Here is a 15,675-nt window from a genome sequence, read left to right on the forward strand (position 1 = left end):
CTGACGAACTAGCCCCGATCCAGACCTGCGAGCCCCGGGAGGGCGTCGATGCGCAGACTCGACAGACGTTGGCGAAGGTGGACCGGCTACGGGACCGCCGTGGTGATGGCGGTCTCGATGGTGAGCGCGCCCGCCCGGGCCGCTGCGGACCCGGGGCCGACCTGGGCCGACCTCCCCAAGGACCCGAAGGTGACGGGTGTGGCGGCCAAGTTGACCCCGCTACCGGCCAACCCCGCTGCCGCCGCCGCGATCAAGGCGCTGCCGACTTCGACCTGGCCGGCGGCCGGATCGGCGACGGTGGAGTTGGGCGGGGCGGCGGTCGCGGCAGCCGGCGGGGACGGCGCAGGCACGGGGGTGCGTGCCGGGAACCTGCCGATCTGGGTGAGCCCAGCCGTCATAGCCGCCGATGCCAAGGTATCGGGCGCGACCCGGGTACGGGTGGAGCTGCTGGACCGGGCCGCGACCGAGCGGGCCGGGGTGCCGGGTCTGGTGCTGCGGCTGACCGCTGAGGCAAACCAGGGGCAGGATGACAGCGCAGGAATCGCCGGCCGGCCCGTCACCGGTCGGGCGGCGTTGACTGTCGACTACGGCAAGTTCGCGGGCGCGTACGGCGGCGACTGGGCCACCCGGCTGCGGTTCGTACCGCTGCCGGAGTGCGCGCTGTCGACGCCGGACCGGCCGGAGTGCCGGGCCGGGGACCCGGTGCTGACCCGCAACGACACGGGCACGAAGCGGATCACCGCCGAGCTGGACACCGCTGTCGGGTTGTACGCGCTGGCGGCCGGCCCGTCGGGCAGCTCCGGCGACTATGCGGCGACCCCGCTGGAGCAGTCCGCCACCTGGCAGGTCAGTCCGCAGACCGGTGACTTCACCTGGCGGTACGAGCTGGACGAGCCCGCAGGGCTGGGGGGACCGCAACCGCAGCTGGACTTCGGCTACTCGTCGGGCACCGTGGATGGCCGGATCGCCTCCACCAACAACCAGGCGTCCTGGGTGGGGGAGGGCTTCGACTTCAGCCCGGGTGGCTTCATCGAACGCCGCTACAAGCCCTGCGCCGACGACGGGTCGGCCGGCTCGCCCAAGCGCGGCGACATGTGCTTCGCCTACGACAACGCGACGATGTCGCTGAACGGGTCAGCCACCGAGCTGCTGTACGACGACGCGACGAAGACCTGGCAGCCGAAGAACGACGACGGGACCCGGATCGAGCGGCTGACCGGCGCGGTGAACGACGACAACGACGGTGAGTACTGGCGGGTGACCACTACCGACGGCACCCAGTACTACTTCGGGCGTAACCGCCTGCCGGGCTGGGCCAGCGGCAACCCGGTGACGAACTCGGCGTGGGCGATGCCGGTCTTCGGCAACAATGCCGGCGAGCCGTGCTACAACGCCACCTTCGCCAACGCCTGGTGTCAGCAGGCGTGGCGGTGGAACCTCGACTACGTCGTGGACCCGCGCGGCAACGCGATGGCCTACTTCTACGCCAAGGAGACCAACTACTACGCCCGTAACCGCAGCACCGCCACGGCGTACACCCGGGGCGGCTACCTCACCGAGATCCGCTACGGACTGCGTAACGAGTCGCCGTACGCCAGCGCACCGGCGAAGGTGCTCTTCACCGTGCAGGAGCGGTGCCTGCCCAGCGGCACCATCACCTGCTCGGACGCGCAGTTCACCACCGCCAACGCCCGCTACTGGCCGGACACGCCGGTAGATCAGAACTGCAAGGCGGGCGCGAGTTGCAGTACCAACATCGCGCCGTCGTTCTGGACCCGGAAGCGGCTGACCGAGATCACCACCCAGGTGTTGCGCGGCACCGCCTACTCCGATGTGGATGCCTGGGCGCTGCGGCAGGAGTTCCCCGCCTCCGACTCCGGAACTCCGGCGCTCTGGCTGGCCGGCATCACGCACACCGGCAAGGTGGCCGGCACCCTGGCCCAGCCCGAGATCACCTTCGGTGGGGAGCAGATGCCCAACCGGGTGGACGGCCAGGACAACATCCCGCCGATGGTGAAGTACCGGGTGCGGACGGTCGTCACCGAATCCGGCGGTGTGCTCTCGGTCAACTACTCGAACGTCGACTGTGCGGTCGGGGCGCTGCCGGTGCCGGACAGCAACATCAAGCGCTGCTATCCGACGTACTGGACGCCGGAGGGGGCCACCGCGCCGACCCAGGACTGGTTCCAGAAGTACGTCACCACCCAGGTCGTTGAGGACGACCGGATCGCCGGCTCCGTGGACGAGGTCACCTCGTACGAGTATGTGGGCGGCGCGGCCTGGCACTTCGCCGACGACGACGGCTTGGTCAAGGAGAAGGAGAAGACCTGGTCGCAGTGGCGCGGCTACGAGCGGGTACGAGTACGTCAGGGCACCTCGAACGAACTGCCCACCGAGACTGAGTACCTGTATCTGCGGGGCATGGACGGGGACAAGCAGTCCTCGGGAACCCCGCGACGGGTGAGCGTCACCGACTCCGAGGGGGTGTCGGTGGTGGACGCGCCACACCTGCAGGGCTTCGTCCGGGAGGAGATCGAGCGCAGCGGCCCCGACGGCGTGGAGATCTCCGCCAAAATCAAGGACCCGTGGGTGAACGGTCCGACCGCCGTCCGGGACCGCCCCTGGGGCGTGACCAAGGCGTACACGGTCAACGTGCACAAGGTGCGGACCCGGGTGCCGCTGGCCGCAGGCGGTCACCGGCGTACCGAGTCGGCCACCAGCTACACCACCGAGGGCCTGCCGGCCGAGGTCGACGACGCCGGGGACACCGCCGTGACCGGCGACGAGAAGTGCACCCGGCACAGCTACGCGCGTACCGAGTCGGCCTGGATGTTGACGTACCCGAGTCGGGTGACGACGGTCGCCGCCGCCTGCACGGTCTCGGTCCGGACACTCGCGGCGGAGGCGGTGATCTCCGACGAGCGGACCAGTTACGACGGGCAGGCCGCTGGGGCGCCACCGACGAAGGGGCTGCCGACCCTCACCGAGGAGCTGACCACGGCGAGCAGCTTCCGGACGGCGAGCCGCAACGTCTACGACGTGTACGGCCGGGTCCTGGAGACGTACGACGGGGTGGGCAACAAGACGACCACCGCGTATACGCCGGCCACCGGCGGACTGATGACGCGCAAGACGGTGACCAATCCACTCGGCCACGTGGAGACCACCGAGTACGACCCGGGATTGGGCGAGGAGACCCTGACCATCGACGAGGGGGGTAAGCGGACCGAGTTCGCCTACGACCCGCTGGGCCGGCTGACCAAGGTCTGGCTGCCCGGTCGGTCGACCAGCCAGTCACCCAGCGAGGAGTACACGTACCAGGTCACCAAGGACCGGCCGGCGGTGATCGCCACCCGGCAGCTCCAGAACGACGGCAGCAGCTACCACACCAGCTACGAGATCTTCGACCAGCTGTTGCGGCCCCGGCAGACCCAGACCCCGGCCCCGGGTGGTGGGCGGGTACTGACCGACGTCTACCACGACTCACGCGGTCTGGTGGTACGCCGGAACGCCCCCTACTACTACGACGCCCAACCGCCCAGCGGGGAACTCGTCGTGGTGCCGGACTCGCAGGTCCCGGGGCAGATCGCCTACCTCTACGACGGCGCGGATCGGGAGACCGCCGAGATCTTCAAGGTGCGGGGCGTGGAGAAGTGGCGCACCACCACCACCTACGGCGGTGACCGGGTCACCGTGGACCCGCCGCACGGGGAGACCGCCACCACGACGGTCGTGGACGCGGCCGGGGCCACCACTGAGCTGCATCAGTACCACGGTGACAGCCCCTCCGGCCCATACGACGTGACCCGGTACACGTACACCTCCGACGGCGAGCTGTCGACGGTGATCGACCCGATGGGCAACGTCCGGCGCTACCACTACGACCTGCGGGGCCGGATGACGGCGGTGGACGACCCGGACAGCGGCCGGGTCGGCTTCGTCCACGACGAGGAGGACCGGGTCGTCGCCAGCACCGACGCCCGGGGGCGCACCCTGACCTACCAGTACGACGCGTTGGACCGGGTCGTCGCCACCTACGAGGGCAGCACCAAGCTGACCGAGTTCACCTACGACACCCTGATCAAGGGTGAGCTGACCAGCAAGACCCGGTATGTGGACGGCAAGGCGTACACGGTCACGGTCACCGGCTACGACGAGGCGGATCGGCCGACTGGCGTCCGGTACACGATTCCGGACGTGGAGGGGATGCTCGCCGGTAGCTACCAGTTCCGGGTGTCCTACAACCTCGACGGCTCGATAGCGACCTCCACTGAGCCGGCCGCTGGCGGGCTGCCCCTGGAGACGGTCCGCTTCGGCTACGACGTGCTCGGGCTGCCGACGACGACCTCCGGGGCCGACACGTACGTGACGGAGAGCGTCCACTCCAAGCTGGGGGAGGGGATCCGGACGGTGTACTCCACGGGCGCGAAGTCTGCGGTGCGCACCTACCAGTACGAGGAGGGCACCCAGCGGCTCAAGCGGGTGATCACCGAACGTGACGGGTCGCCGCTGCGCGTCGGCGACGTCAGCTACGACTACGACGAGGCGGGCAACATCCGGCGGACCAGCGACGCCCCGCCGGAGCAGACCGCTGACACCCAGTGCTTCCAGTACGACTACCTGCGTCGGCTTACCGAGGCGTGGACCCCGGGCAGCGGTGACTGTGCGGCCACGCGAGAGACCGGGAAGCTGGGCGGCCCCGCGCCGTACTGGTACTCCTACGACTACGACAAGGTGGGCAACCGCACCAAGGAGGTACGGCACGCCCTGGGCGGCGACACCACCCGGACCTACACCACCCCGGCCGCCGGTGCCGCCCAGCCGCACACGCTCAGTTCGGTGACTACCAGCGGTCCCACCGGGTCCCGTACCGACACCTTCGCCTACGACCCCTCGGGTAACACCACGAGGCGGGTGGTGGACGGGGTGACCCAGGACCTGGAGTGGACCGCCGATGGCGACCTGGCGAAGGTGACCGAGGGCAACAAGGTCACCAGCTACGTCTACGACGCCGACGGCAACCGGCTGATCCGACGCAGTCCCGAGGGCACCACGCTCTACCTCGGCGGGATGGAACTGACGGTCAAGGACTCCCAGGTCAACGGCTTGCGTTACTACTCGCACGGCGGCGAGGTAGTGGCGGTACGCAACGTCGCCGGGGTGAAGTTCCTCTTCGGCGACCACCACAGCACCGACGAGCTGAGCATCGACGCCACCACGATGGAGGTGACTCAGCGCCGCTTCGACCCGTTCGGCGCAGCGCGCGGGCCGCAGCCGACCAGTTGGACCGGTGACCGGTCGTTCGTCGGCGGAAACGCCGACCCGTCCACTGGGCTGATCCACCTCGGCGCGCGGGAGTACGACCCGCTTGTTGGCCGGTTCATCAGCGTGGACCCGGTGATCGACGTCGAGGACCCGCAGCAGATGCACGGGTACGCGTACGCGAACAACAGCCCGGAGACCTTCTCCGATCCGGACGGCCAGTGGTCGTTCTGCGGCTGGTGCAAACGGGCCTGGGCCGCCGCCCAGCGCAAGGCAGCCGCTGCCCGGGCGGCGGCGCTGCGGGCCTGGAAGGCGTGGAAGGCGCGGGTGGAGGCGGCCCGGCGCTGGGCCAAGCAGAAGGCTGAGGCGGCGAAGCGGGCCATCAAGAAGGCCAAGCAGATTGCCCGCAAGGTGGTCCGCAAGGCCAAGCAGGCCGCGCGCAAGGTCTATCACGCGGCGAAGAAGGCGGTGAAGAAACACGTCAGAGCCTTCAAGAGCACCGTCAAACGGGTCGGTAAGGCGGTAAGTAGAGGCGTCAAACGGGCCGGGAAGGCGGTGGCGAAGGCCGGCAAGTGGGTCGACAAGAACGTCGACTGGGGCAAGGTGTGGACCGTCACGAAGGTGGCGTTGGCCGTCGTCGCGATGTTCACCTGCACCATCTGTGCGGTGGCTGCCTACGCCACGATGGCGATCAGCGCGGTCGAGGCGGCCAACAGTGTGCGCAACGGCGACTATGCCGGAGCGGCGATGGGGTTGATTCCGGGTGGCGCGCTGGGCAAGGCCGGGAGACGGCTCCTGGCCAGGGCACCCACCCGGAACTCGATAGATGCCTCGCAGCCGGTACGGGACGGGGTGACGAACGTGTCGTCCGGCCGGCACGTGCGCGGCGACCTGATCCAGGTTGGCGGCGGGGGCAATGCGGTCATTGGCGGCCGGGTGGACGGCAACATCATCCAGATCGGTGACGGCCCCAACCTCGTCAGCGGTGTCAGCGTGGGTGGCAACATCGTCCAGGTCGGTACCGGGCACAACACGATAATGAACTCCAACATTGCCGGCAGCGTGGTGCAGGCCGGGCGCGTCTACGGCGGCATCCACTGGTAGGCCCTCGACGGTGGACGTACCGCCAGCCTTGGTTCCGGGCTGGCGGTACGTCGCTTTCGGCCGGTGCTGCCTTTGCCATCGTGGGCAGTGCCGCATCGGGCGGTAATCCGGTGTCCAGGTGGCATCGGCCGTGCCATGCTCGGCTCGTGTCGATCAGCATCCCGCCCGTCCTGACCCGTAACGTCGTCGAGAACTGGGGTGCGGACGGCACCCGGTGGCTGAGCGCGCTTCCGGCGCTGCTCGACGAGGTCGCCCGCGACTGGCAGCTCACCGTCGGCACGCCCTACCTGCTCAGCTACCACTGGGTCACCCCGGTCACCCGGGCCGATGGCACGGCTGCGGTGCTCAAGCTCGGCGTACCGGCCGGGCATCTGGAACTCGAGGCGCAGGCGCTGCGGGCGTACGACGGACAGGGCGCGGTGCGGCTGCTCGCCGAAGACCCGAAGCGGGGTGCCCTACTGCTGGAGCGTGCCGATCCCGGCACCCCGGCGGCGGCGCTGGTGCCGCGCGACGACACCGAGGCGACCGCCGCGATCATCGAGGTGGGACGTCGGTTGCACCGAACGCCGCCGGTCGGGTGCACCCTGCCCGAAGTCCGGGAGGAGAGCGAGTCGTTCCGGGCCCACCTGCGTCGCTTTCCCGGCGACGACCCGCTGCCGCGCCACCTCGTCGAGTGCGCGGGCACGCTCTTCGACGAACTCTGTGCGAGCGCGTCGGACCGGTTCGTGCTGCATGGCGACCTGCACCACGACAACGTGCTGCGGGCCGAGCGTGAACCGTGGCTCGCCATCGACCCGCACGGGGTGGTCGGCGACCCGGGGTACGAATGTGGTGCCGTGCTCTACAACCCCGACCCGTGGCGGCGCGAGGACGACCTGCTCGCCCTCGTACCGGCCCGGATCGAGCAGCTCGCCGACGGCTTCGGGATCCCGGTCGACCGTGTCGTCGCCTGGGGATTCGTCACCGCTGTGCTCTCCGAGGTGTGGACGGCGCAGGGCGACGGCACACCTGGCGAACGTGCCCTGGACGTCGCGACGATGCTCTATCCCCGGGTGCCGTAGCCGGTTACTCCACTGCCGAGGGTTGCTTCTGGCGGGCTGACGGACCGGTCGGCTCGTGGCGCGTCCAGGCGGGCTGGACGCGCCGGATCACCAGCAGGGCCAGCCCCACCAGCGGTACGCCGACGATGCTCCACAGCCCGGCGGCGTACGAGACCGAGTGGTTGTCGGCAAGTATGCCGAGCAGGGGGCGGCCCACGGCGATGCCGATCCCGGCGGTACAGGTGATCACCCCGAAGATCGCGGCGCGGACCGCAGACGGGGCGCCCTCGTTGGTGAAGACGTCCAGCACCGTCATGCCCAGCGCGTACCCGAAGCCCATCACCGGCAGGAAGACGAACGGGCCGAGGGAGACCGCCTGGCTGGTGGCGGCCAAGGCGACCAGGACGAGTAGGAACGCCGTTGCCAACGCCGTCCGCCGTCGGGTCACGGCCAGGTGCCCGGCCGCCAGTCCACCCAGCACCGAGGTGGCGGCGAACGCCGCGTACATCCAGCCGGTGACCCGGGCCGACAAACCCAGTTCCAGGGCCAGCGGCTGGAACAGGATCCGGGCACTCCAGCCGAAGAACAGCAGCAGGATGCCCAGCAGGACGGCCTGGCGTACCTGGGCCAGGGTGAGCGCCCGCCGGATGTCGGCCAGCGTCGCGGAGAGCGAGGTGGCTACCCGCGATCCTCGGATCTCCGGTAGCCGTAGGGCCAGCAGGAACGCCACCGCCGCCAGGGCGGAGGTGACGGCGAACGGAAGTCGGGGGTCCGACTCGTACAGGTAGCCGGCGGCCAGGAGCGAGACCAGTACGGAACCGTGGCCGATCGCGCGTACCAGCCCGAACGCCCGGGCCGGGTTGATCGGGAGTTCGTCCTGGGCACACAGCTCGTAGAGATAGGCGCTGGCCGCGCCGGAGGTGAGTGCCCAGAGCACCCCCCAGAGCACCCAGGTCGCGAAGAGTAGTGGGCTGGACTGGATCTGGGTGATCAGGGCGAACGTCAGCACCGACAGGCCGGCCAGGGTCAGATAGGCGCGGCGGCGACCGATCCGGTCCGCGATCACCCCCACCGGAAATTCACAGACCACCGAGACGATCCGAAACACCGCGTCGGCGAGCATCGCCGTGGCCAGCGGAAAGCCCAGGTCCAGTAGGTAGATCAGCCAGACCGGGAACCAGAACTGCACCTCCAGCAGGAATTGGGTGGTCGCGAAGATTCGTATCGACCGGCTGCGGAGGGCGGTCTTCATGGACGGGGCCTCCTCAGGAACGGCCGTCTCGACGGAAGAAGAGGTAGATGATGACCAGCAGGATCGAGACCATGCCGGAGGCGATGAGGATGGTGTCGGCGGATTGGGAGGCGAACCATTCCACGGCGGAGGAGCGGCCGAGGTCGTAGACGGCCATGTCCGGGTCGCTGGCGATCGATCGGCCGAAGTCGGTGACCGCCAACGCCGTACCGAGGATCGAGGTCATGGCGATGCCCAGCAGGATGAGGTCGGTGAACATCGCCGATCGGGCGGTACGTCGCGCGGCCAGTTCGGCGAGTCGCCGATCGCAGGTTTCGATCTTGAAGCGTACGGGTTGTTCCAGGAGCGTCTCGTAGTCCCAGAAGTCGAGGATGGCGTCCATCTCCACCCGGACGGAACGCTTGAGGTACTTCGACAGGTCCTGGCGTTCCATGATGATCAGCTCGGCTCGCTGGCTCAGCCCGAGCAGTTTGTCCTTGAGCTGGTCAAGCTCCCACCGGGAGTTGGCCGCCGCCGAATCGGCGAGGATCTTCGACAGCCGGGTGTCGATCCGGTCCAACATGCCGTAGAACACCTGGGCGTAGCGCAGCGCGTCCCACTGGTCCTCAAACGGGTCACCGGGCAGCATTCGGCCGCCCGCGCCATGGCGGTCCAGGAAGAGGTAGTTCAACCAGCGGACGAGATGGTGGATCTCCCCGTCCAGCAGTCGGTCGGCCGGCGGCCGGTCGTCCGCGGCGGAGACCACGTCCTTGACCCAGTGCCGCACCGTCGTTTCGGCGTCCGGGCGCGCCGGGTCGAGGATGAGACTCCGAGTCACCCACAGCGCCTCGCCGAACTCCGTCGTCACCGGATCGTCCGCCGGGGTGGCGGCCGCGAGGATCTGGTCGTCCCGGTCAGCCCGGCGGAACATGGTCAGCATCGGGTCCAGGTATCGGCTGACGACCTCCCGGGCCACCCGCTCGCCCATCGCCACGGCCTGGTCCCGCAGCTCGTCGAGTCGGGCGGGAAGTTCGTCGGCCGGGGCGGTCAGCGCGGGGTCGACGTTCGCCAGCAGCTCCACCAGCATCAGCCCGTGGTCGTAGAGGCGGAAGCTGATCTCGCTGACCCCGGTGTGCAGGACGTCGGTCGCGCCGGTGAACTCGCCCGGCAGGTGGGCCGGACGCAACGCCCCGGTGAGCACGTGCGGCATCCGCTCCGCGCCGTAATCGCTGATGGTGCGATAGAGGTTGAGCGAACTCGCCGGCCGGGTGTGCTCCAGTACGACGATCGGAGCCGGGATGGTTCCGTCCTCCGGGGCCTTCGGGGCCAGCTCCACCAGCAGTTCGTCCAGGTCCGATTGTTGTTTGGCCCAGAACCCGGCGTACGCGGTGGGGTCGCGCAACGACGCGCCGGGTACGGCGTAGTAGTCCACCACCACCGGGGCGAGGATCCGCAGCTCGGTCATGCGCCCTCCGTCCCGATCAGCAGGGCGCGCGCGTCGACGTGCAGCACCCGCCCCTGCGCCGGCCCGTTGAGGATCTTTACCTTGACCAGGATCGGTGCGCGGGATGTGCCGGGCGATTCCACGAACTCCCGGGGCCAGGCGAGCACCTGCGCCCGGGTGCCCTGCGGGGCCAGCAGGGCCAACCTGCCTTTGTCGTCCAGGAGTTCCACCAGCCCGGAACCGCCCACCGGGGTCAGCGTGACCTGCCGGCCGTCGGCTGGCTCGAACCCCGGGATGATCTCCTTGTACTCGCCGCTCTGGCGCAACCTTCCCAGCACCTCGTTGAACCGCTTCATCACGATGGCGGCTTCGGGAGTGTCGGCCATCATGAAGTAGAGGCCCTCCACCGAATGGACCAGCGGATTGTCGGCCTGGAGATAGCCGAAGTCACTGGCGTCCCCGGTGAACGCCGAGCCGCTCAGCACCGCCTGACCAGGGAGCAGCCCCTCGGCGAGTACGTCGACGCGCCCATCGGCCAGTGCCTGGAAGCCCTCCAGTGGCGAGTCGAAGGTTACGAAGGTGCTGACCGCGGACTCCAGTTCCTTCCAGTAGTCGTACCCGGCGATGCCACCCACCCGCAGGCCGGCCAGGTCGGCCGGTGTGGAGATCTTCGGCTCGCCCCGATGGCGGTTGTAGAACAACACGTACTCGATGTCGAGGAGTGAATCGGAGAGCAGGAAGCCGGCCCGCCGTGACTCGCTACCCACCAGCGGAAACACCGCGTGGGACGCGCCGGAGGTGACCTGCTTCTCGGCCAGTGACCACGAGGTGTGCCGGATCTCGGGGGAGTAGCCGGATTGTTTGAGGGTCTCGACAACCAGCTTGGCGACCGGTCCGCCGTCGGGCAGTTCGGGGCCGACGAACGGTGCCCATGATCCACTGGAGACCAGCAGCGGTCGGGACGGGGCCGTGGGAGAGGCCCGTAATCCGACGGCGATGACCGCCGCCGACAGGAGCACCACCACGATCAGGGCCAGCATCGGGCCTCTGGTCCGCAGTGATCTCCACAGGAAGGACGGTCGGCGTGAGGTCGGGCTCACGTTCTTCGGTCTCCTATCCGGATGGTGCTCTCGCCGGGGCCTGCATCGATGCGCTGTCCCTGACCACTGTCGGGAAACCGTAGGGTACAAGGTCACGACCAAGCGCTATCCGCGCCGACAAACCGTCGGCGCGGATAGCGAGACTGGCGCGGATGAAGCGGCTGGCGTTGCTAGGAGCAGGCCGCCCCGTTGACGGTGACGAGGCCGGGTGGCGGATTGGCCCCACCGGTGGTGGTGGCGTTGAACCCGAAGGTCACCGTCCGACCCGGGTCGATCCGGGCGTTGTACGACTCGTTGCGGGCCGTCACGGTGGCACCGGCCTGGGTCACCTTCGCCAGCCACGCCTCGCGTACCTTCTGGTCGCCGACGAAGGCGAAGCTGGCTGTCCAACCCTGGACCGGGCGTGAGCCGGTGTTCCGGATGGTGACCTGCGCGGTGAATCCGCCACCGCCGGCCCAGGTGCCGTAGTTGACGTAGTCGACGCGGCAGGTGGCCGGCGGCGGGGCGGTACCGTCGCCCTGGTCGGCGAGGAACGAGGCGATCCAGGCCAGCGCCGAGTTCCAGTTGATCGCCACCTCGTTCGTCGAGTACGAGTTGATGTCGTCCACGTAGCAGAACATCGGCGCGCAGCCGGACAGGAGTTGGCTGGCGAACGGGTCCTGGAGCGCGGTGTTGGGTCCACCGGCCAGGGAACCGGCGGGCGGGTTCGGCGACGACGGGTCGAGCTGGTTGCCGAAGATCCGGCTGTGCTGGTTGCGGGCGGCCTGCTCACCCCAGCCGGTCACGTACGACATGTTGAGCGCGTTACGGCCGAAGAGGTAGTCCATCGCCTGCACCGCGCCGTCCCGGTAACCCGCCTGCCCGGTCAGGTCGTAGGCGGTGGCGAGTACGACGGCATTGTTGATGACGTTGCTGTTGCCGCCCCAGAAGTAGCTGTCCGGGTCGCCGGACATCGGCAGCCCGTACGCCTGTTGGCCCAGCTCGGCCAGGTAGCCGTCGGCGGCGGCGGTCACCGAGGCGCGGATCCGGGTCCGCTCGGCGGCCGGCAGTCCACTCGGGACGGTGGCCAGGTCCAGCCGGCCCAGCGCGGCCACGCCCTGCCAGCCGAACCCGCGCGGGGCGAACACGTCACCGGCGTGGTGCGGCGAGGCGGTCAGGTCGGCCAGGTACGCCTGCTCGCCGGTGGTCAGGTACAGCTCGGCGGCGGCCCAGTAGAACTCGTCGGTGACGTTGGTGTCGTCGTACGCCCCACCGCCGGTGGCGTCGTTGGGGCTGGCGTAGATCGCCGGGTTCGCCTTGGCTGCCGCGTACGCCGTCCGCGCCACGGATCCACAGCGCGTTGCGAAGGCGGTGTCGTACGGGGCGTACAGCCGGGCGCACTGGGCCGTGGTGGCGGCCAGGTTGAGCGTGGCGGCGGTGGACGGCGGGTGCAGTTCCCGAGGTTGCGTGTCGGCCTCGGGAGCCAGCGGCAGCCCGGTCCAGTTCCGGTCGTGGATCTTGTGGTGGGCCATGCCGGCCAGTGGCCGGCCGGCCGGGACCTGCATCCGGATCAGGAACTCCAACTCCCAGCGCGCCTCGTCGAGGATGTCCGGTACGCCGTTGCCCCGCTCGGGCACCCGCAGCGTGGCGTCACCGAGCGCCGTGCCGCCGCCCGCGCTGGCCGCTGTCTTGGTCCGCTCGAAGGTGCTGAGTAGCTGGTAGGTGGCGATGCCGCCGTTCACGACGTACTTGCCGTGGTCGCCGGCGTCATACCAGCCGCCGCGTACGTCCAGCCGGTAGTCGCAGACCCCGGCCTGGCATGGCACGTCGGTGTCGCCCTGGTTCGGGGCCACCCCGAGGTGCCCGGCGGGTCGGGCATACTCGGCCCCGACCAGGTTGCCGTCGATGGCGATGCCGCTGCGCTGGACGTAGAAGAACTGGAGCGCGTCGGAGCGCAGTTGGGCGTAGAGGTCGCCGGAGATGTCGAACGGGTGGCTGGTCTCGCCGTCGGCGACCAGGGTGTAGCCGGTGCCGGCGGTGCGGTGGGCGGAGAAGTCGATGCTCTGCACGTTCTGCCCGGAGGCCGGGTCCACCCCGCGTGGGGTGCTCTGGCCGCTGGCCACCACGGCACCGGCCGCCGATCGCAGCTGCCAGGGCAGCGGGTCGGTGGCGCTGGTGACGACGGTGGCGTTCTTCGGCCCGTTGGGCAGGTAGCCGACCTGGTTGACCCGGGCCCGGGGGCCGGTGTCCGGTACGTACGGCGGCTCCTCGATTCCGCCGCGCAGCGAGACGTCGTCCAGGCAGAGGGTCTGCTCCACCGGGCTGCCACCGACCTGGAAGATCAGTTGGGCGGTGGGGTCGTCGGTCGGGGCGGTGAAGGTGTGCTCGACCCGGATGGCGCCGTCGCTGGCGGTCGCGTCGACGGAGGCATAGGCGGTGTACGGCGCGGTGCCGAGTTGGAGTACCGCTCGTAGGGCAGAATTGCCGGGGCTGGCGGAGACCGCGAACGACAGCGTGTACGACGAACCAGCGACCAGCGGAATGGCACCCTGTCCGATGCCGGCGTCCCACAGGTTGCCGAGTCCACCGGGGACGGTGGCGCAGCCCCGGCCGTCCACGACCCCGATCGGGCCGGTGCCGTAGGAGAACCAGGGCGGGACACCGGCGCTGAAGTCGCCGTTTTCGATCTGTTCTGGAGCATCGCGTGGTGGGGGATCGGCGTGCGCCGGCGCGGTCGTGCTGGTCAGGGCAAGGACGGTTGCCGTGGCGATCAGCGCCAGGCGGGACCGGCGGGCTTGGTGTGGGGTCACGTGGGGGTCCCTTCGGGGGTGGAATTGTGGGAGCGCTCCCAGATTGCCTTGATGTTTCCAGGGTGCGATCGAGCTGTCAATCGATGCGACTGGATGGAATTGGTGCTGCGGCAGCGTTGGTGAGCGGGATATCCAGTTGGGCTGGTCGGGGCAGTCGCTTACCGTGCGTGGGTGAACTTGGAGATCGTGACCCTGGCGGACCGGCCCGAGCTTGCCTCCCTGCTCGACGGCCTCGACGGTGCCTGGCCGGAGTTCATGGGCTGGGATCCCATGGCCAGCCTCTACTACGGCGTGGCCAGCGAGCTGTATCCCGAGTTCGTAATGCTCGCCTTCGACCCAGCCGAGCCGGAGCGGGCCGTGGCGCGGGCCTACTCGGTGCCGCTGTCCTGGAACGAAACAGACCCGCTGCCCGTCGGTGGCTGGGACCGGGTGGTGCAGCGTGCCACCCTCAACCGTCTCGCCGACACCCCCACCAACATTGTGTCGGCCCTGGAGATCTGCATCCGGCCCGACCGGCAGGGTGCCGGCATCTCCGGTCTGATGTTGGCCGCGATGCGCGACAACGCCCGCCGACTCGGCTACGACACCCTGATCGCGCCGGTCCGCCCCAACGGCAAGCACCGCCAGCCCGACCTGCCGATGGGCGAGTACGTGGCGCAGACCCGCGACGACGGCCTCCCTGTCGACCCGTGGCTGCGGGTGCACGTACGAGCCGGCGGTCGCATCGAGGGTGTCGCCACCCGGTCCATGGTGGTCCCCGGCAGCCTCGCCGAGTGGCGGCGCTGGACCGGTCTGCCCTTTGACACGACCGGACCGGTCCACGTCCCGCAGGCGCTCGTCCCAGTGCACTGCGACGTCGCCCAGGACCATGCCGTCTACGTCGAGCCCAACGTCTGGGTCCGGCACCGGTTGTAGCCCCGCCAACGCCGGTCGGCGGCATACGTCAGGCGGCAGGTGGCATGCGTCAGGTGGCATGCGGCACACAGCATGCGTCAGGTGGCAGGTGGCGAGCTTGACGGCCGCACGATCGTGCGCAAGTATGCCGGGGTGGGTAAGGGGGAGACGACCAAGCAGGCCGTGCTGGAGGCGGCCGCCGAGATCGCCGGCCGAATCGGTCTGGCCGGCCTCACCATCGGTTCCCTGGCCAGCCACGTGGAGATGTCCAAGAGCGGGTTGTTCGGGCACTTCCGCTCGAAGGAGTCCCTCCAGTTGCAGGTCCTGGCCTACGCCCGGGAGAGCTTCGTCGAGGCGGTCGTCCATCCCGCGCTGGCCACCCCCCGGGGCGAGCGTCGGGTCCGCGCGCTCGTCGACCGCTGGCTGACGCTCATCCTGAAGCGGCACGCGGGCTGCCTCTTCGTGTCGGCGGATACCGAGTTCGACGACCAGCCCGGACCGATCCGGGATCAACTGGTCCGGGATCACCGCGACATGATGGAGTCGATCGCGCAGATGTTCCGGACCGGGATTTCCGAGGGAGAGTTTCGGCCGGACGCCGACCCCGAACAGTTCGCCCACGACCTGTACGGCGTCATGCTCGGGCTCTTCCACGCCCACCGCCTGATGGGTGACCCCGCCGCCGTGACCAGGACTCGGCGGGCCGTGGACACGCTGCTGGACAACGCCCGAATCTGACCTTTCTTGATCCTGATCTGACCCCTTCGATTGGAGCGACATGGCCGACTGGCGCACTCGAAAAAGCACGATC

General features: G+C 69.3%; 8 protein-coding genes. 4 read left to right on the forward strand and 4 right to left on the reverse strand.

The annotated features are described in order from the left end of the window. Window positions 1–48: 48 nt before the first annotated feature. Window positions 49–6,366 carry an RHS repeat-associated core domain-containing protein gene (locus ACWDV4_RS20365; RefSeq protein WP_449981098.1) on the forward strand — a complete coding sequence of 2,106 codons (6,318 nt, stop codon included), beginning with the start codon at window positions 49–51 and terminating at the stop codon, window positions 6,364–6,366. Window positions 6,367–6,512: 146 nt separating this feature from the next. After that, window positions 6,513–7,427, forward strand: coding sequence for an aminoglycoside phosphotransferase family protein (locus ACWDV4_RS20370; RefSeq protein WP_449981100.1), 915 nt, complete (start codon window positions 6,513–6,515; stop codon window positions 7,425–7,427). Window positions 7,428–7,431: 4 nt separating this feature from the next. Here ACWDV4_RS20370 and ACWDV4_RS20375 read toward each other — a convergent pair whose 3' ends face one another. The 4 genes from ACWDV4_RS20375 to ACWDV4_RS20390 form a co-directional block, all read right to left on the reverse strand. Further along, window positions 7,432–8,658 (reverse strand): MFS transporter, encoded by a 1,227-nt coding sequence (locus tag ACWDV4_RS20375; protein WP_449981102.1) that lies wholly within the window; start codon window positions 8,656–8,658, stop codon window positions 7,432–7,434. A gap of 13 nt (window positions 8,659–8,671) precedes the next feature. Beyond that, window positions 8,672–10,102 (reverse strand): hypothetical protein, encoded by a 1,431-nt coding sequence (locus tag ACWDV4_RS20380; RefSeq protein WP_449981104.1) that lies wholly within the window; start codon window positions 10,100–10,102, stop codon window positions 8,672–8,674. Continuing rightward, entirely contained in the window at window positions 10,099–11,181 is a 1,083-nt protein-coding gene (locus tag ACWDV4_RS20385) for a substrate-binding periplasmic protein (RefSeq protein ID WP_449981105.1), read from the reverse strand. Before ACWDV4_RS20385 ends, ACWDV4_RS20380 begins: the two co-directional genes overlap by 4 nt. Window positions 11,182–11,351: 170 nt before the next feature. Beyond that, window positions 11,352–13,970: a glycoside hydrolase family 9 protein gene (locus tag ACWDV4_RS20390; protein ID WP_449981107.1), complete on the reverse strand. Its 2,619-nt coding sequence runs from the start codon at window positions 13,968–13,970 to the stop codon at window positions 11,352–11,354. A 171-nt stretch (window positions 13,971–14,141) separates the two neighbouring features. Between ACWDV4_RS20390 and ACWDV4_RS20395 the strand changes: the two genes are divergently transcribed. Next, window positions 14,142–14,885: an N-acetyltransferase gene (locus ACWDV4_RS20395; protein ID WP_449981109.1), complete on the forward strand. Its 744-nt coding sequence runs from the start codon at window positions 14,142–14,144 to the stop codon at window positions 14,883–14,885. Between the two features lie 81 nt (window positions 14,886–14,966). Then, window positions 14,967–15,602 (forward strand): TetR/AcrR family transcriptional regulator, encoded by a 636-nt coding sequence (locus tag ACWDV4_RS20400; RefSeq protein WP_449981111.1) that lies wholly within the window; start codon window positions 14,967–14,969, stop codon window positions 15,600–15,602. Window positions 15,603–15,675: the final 73 nt, after the last annotated feature.

This window comes from Micromonospora sp. NPDC003197 (assembly GCF_053590565.1).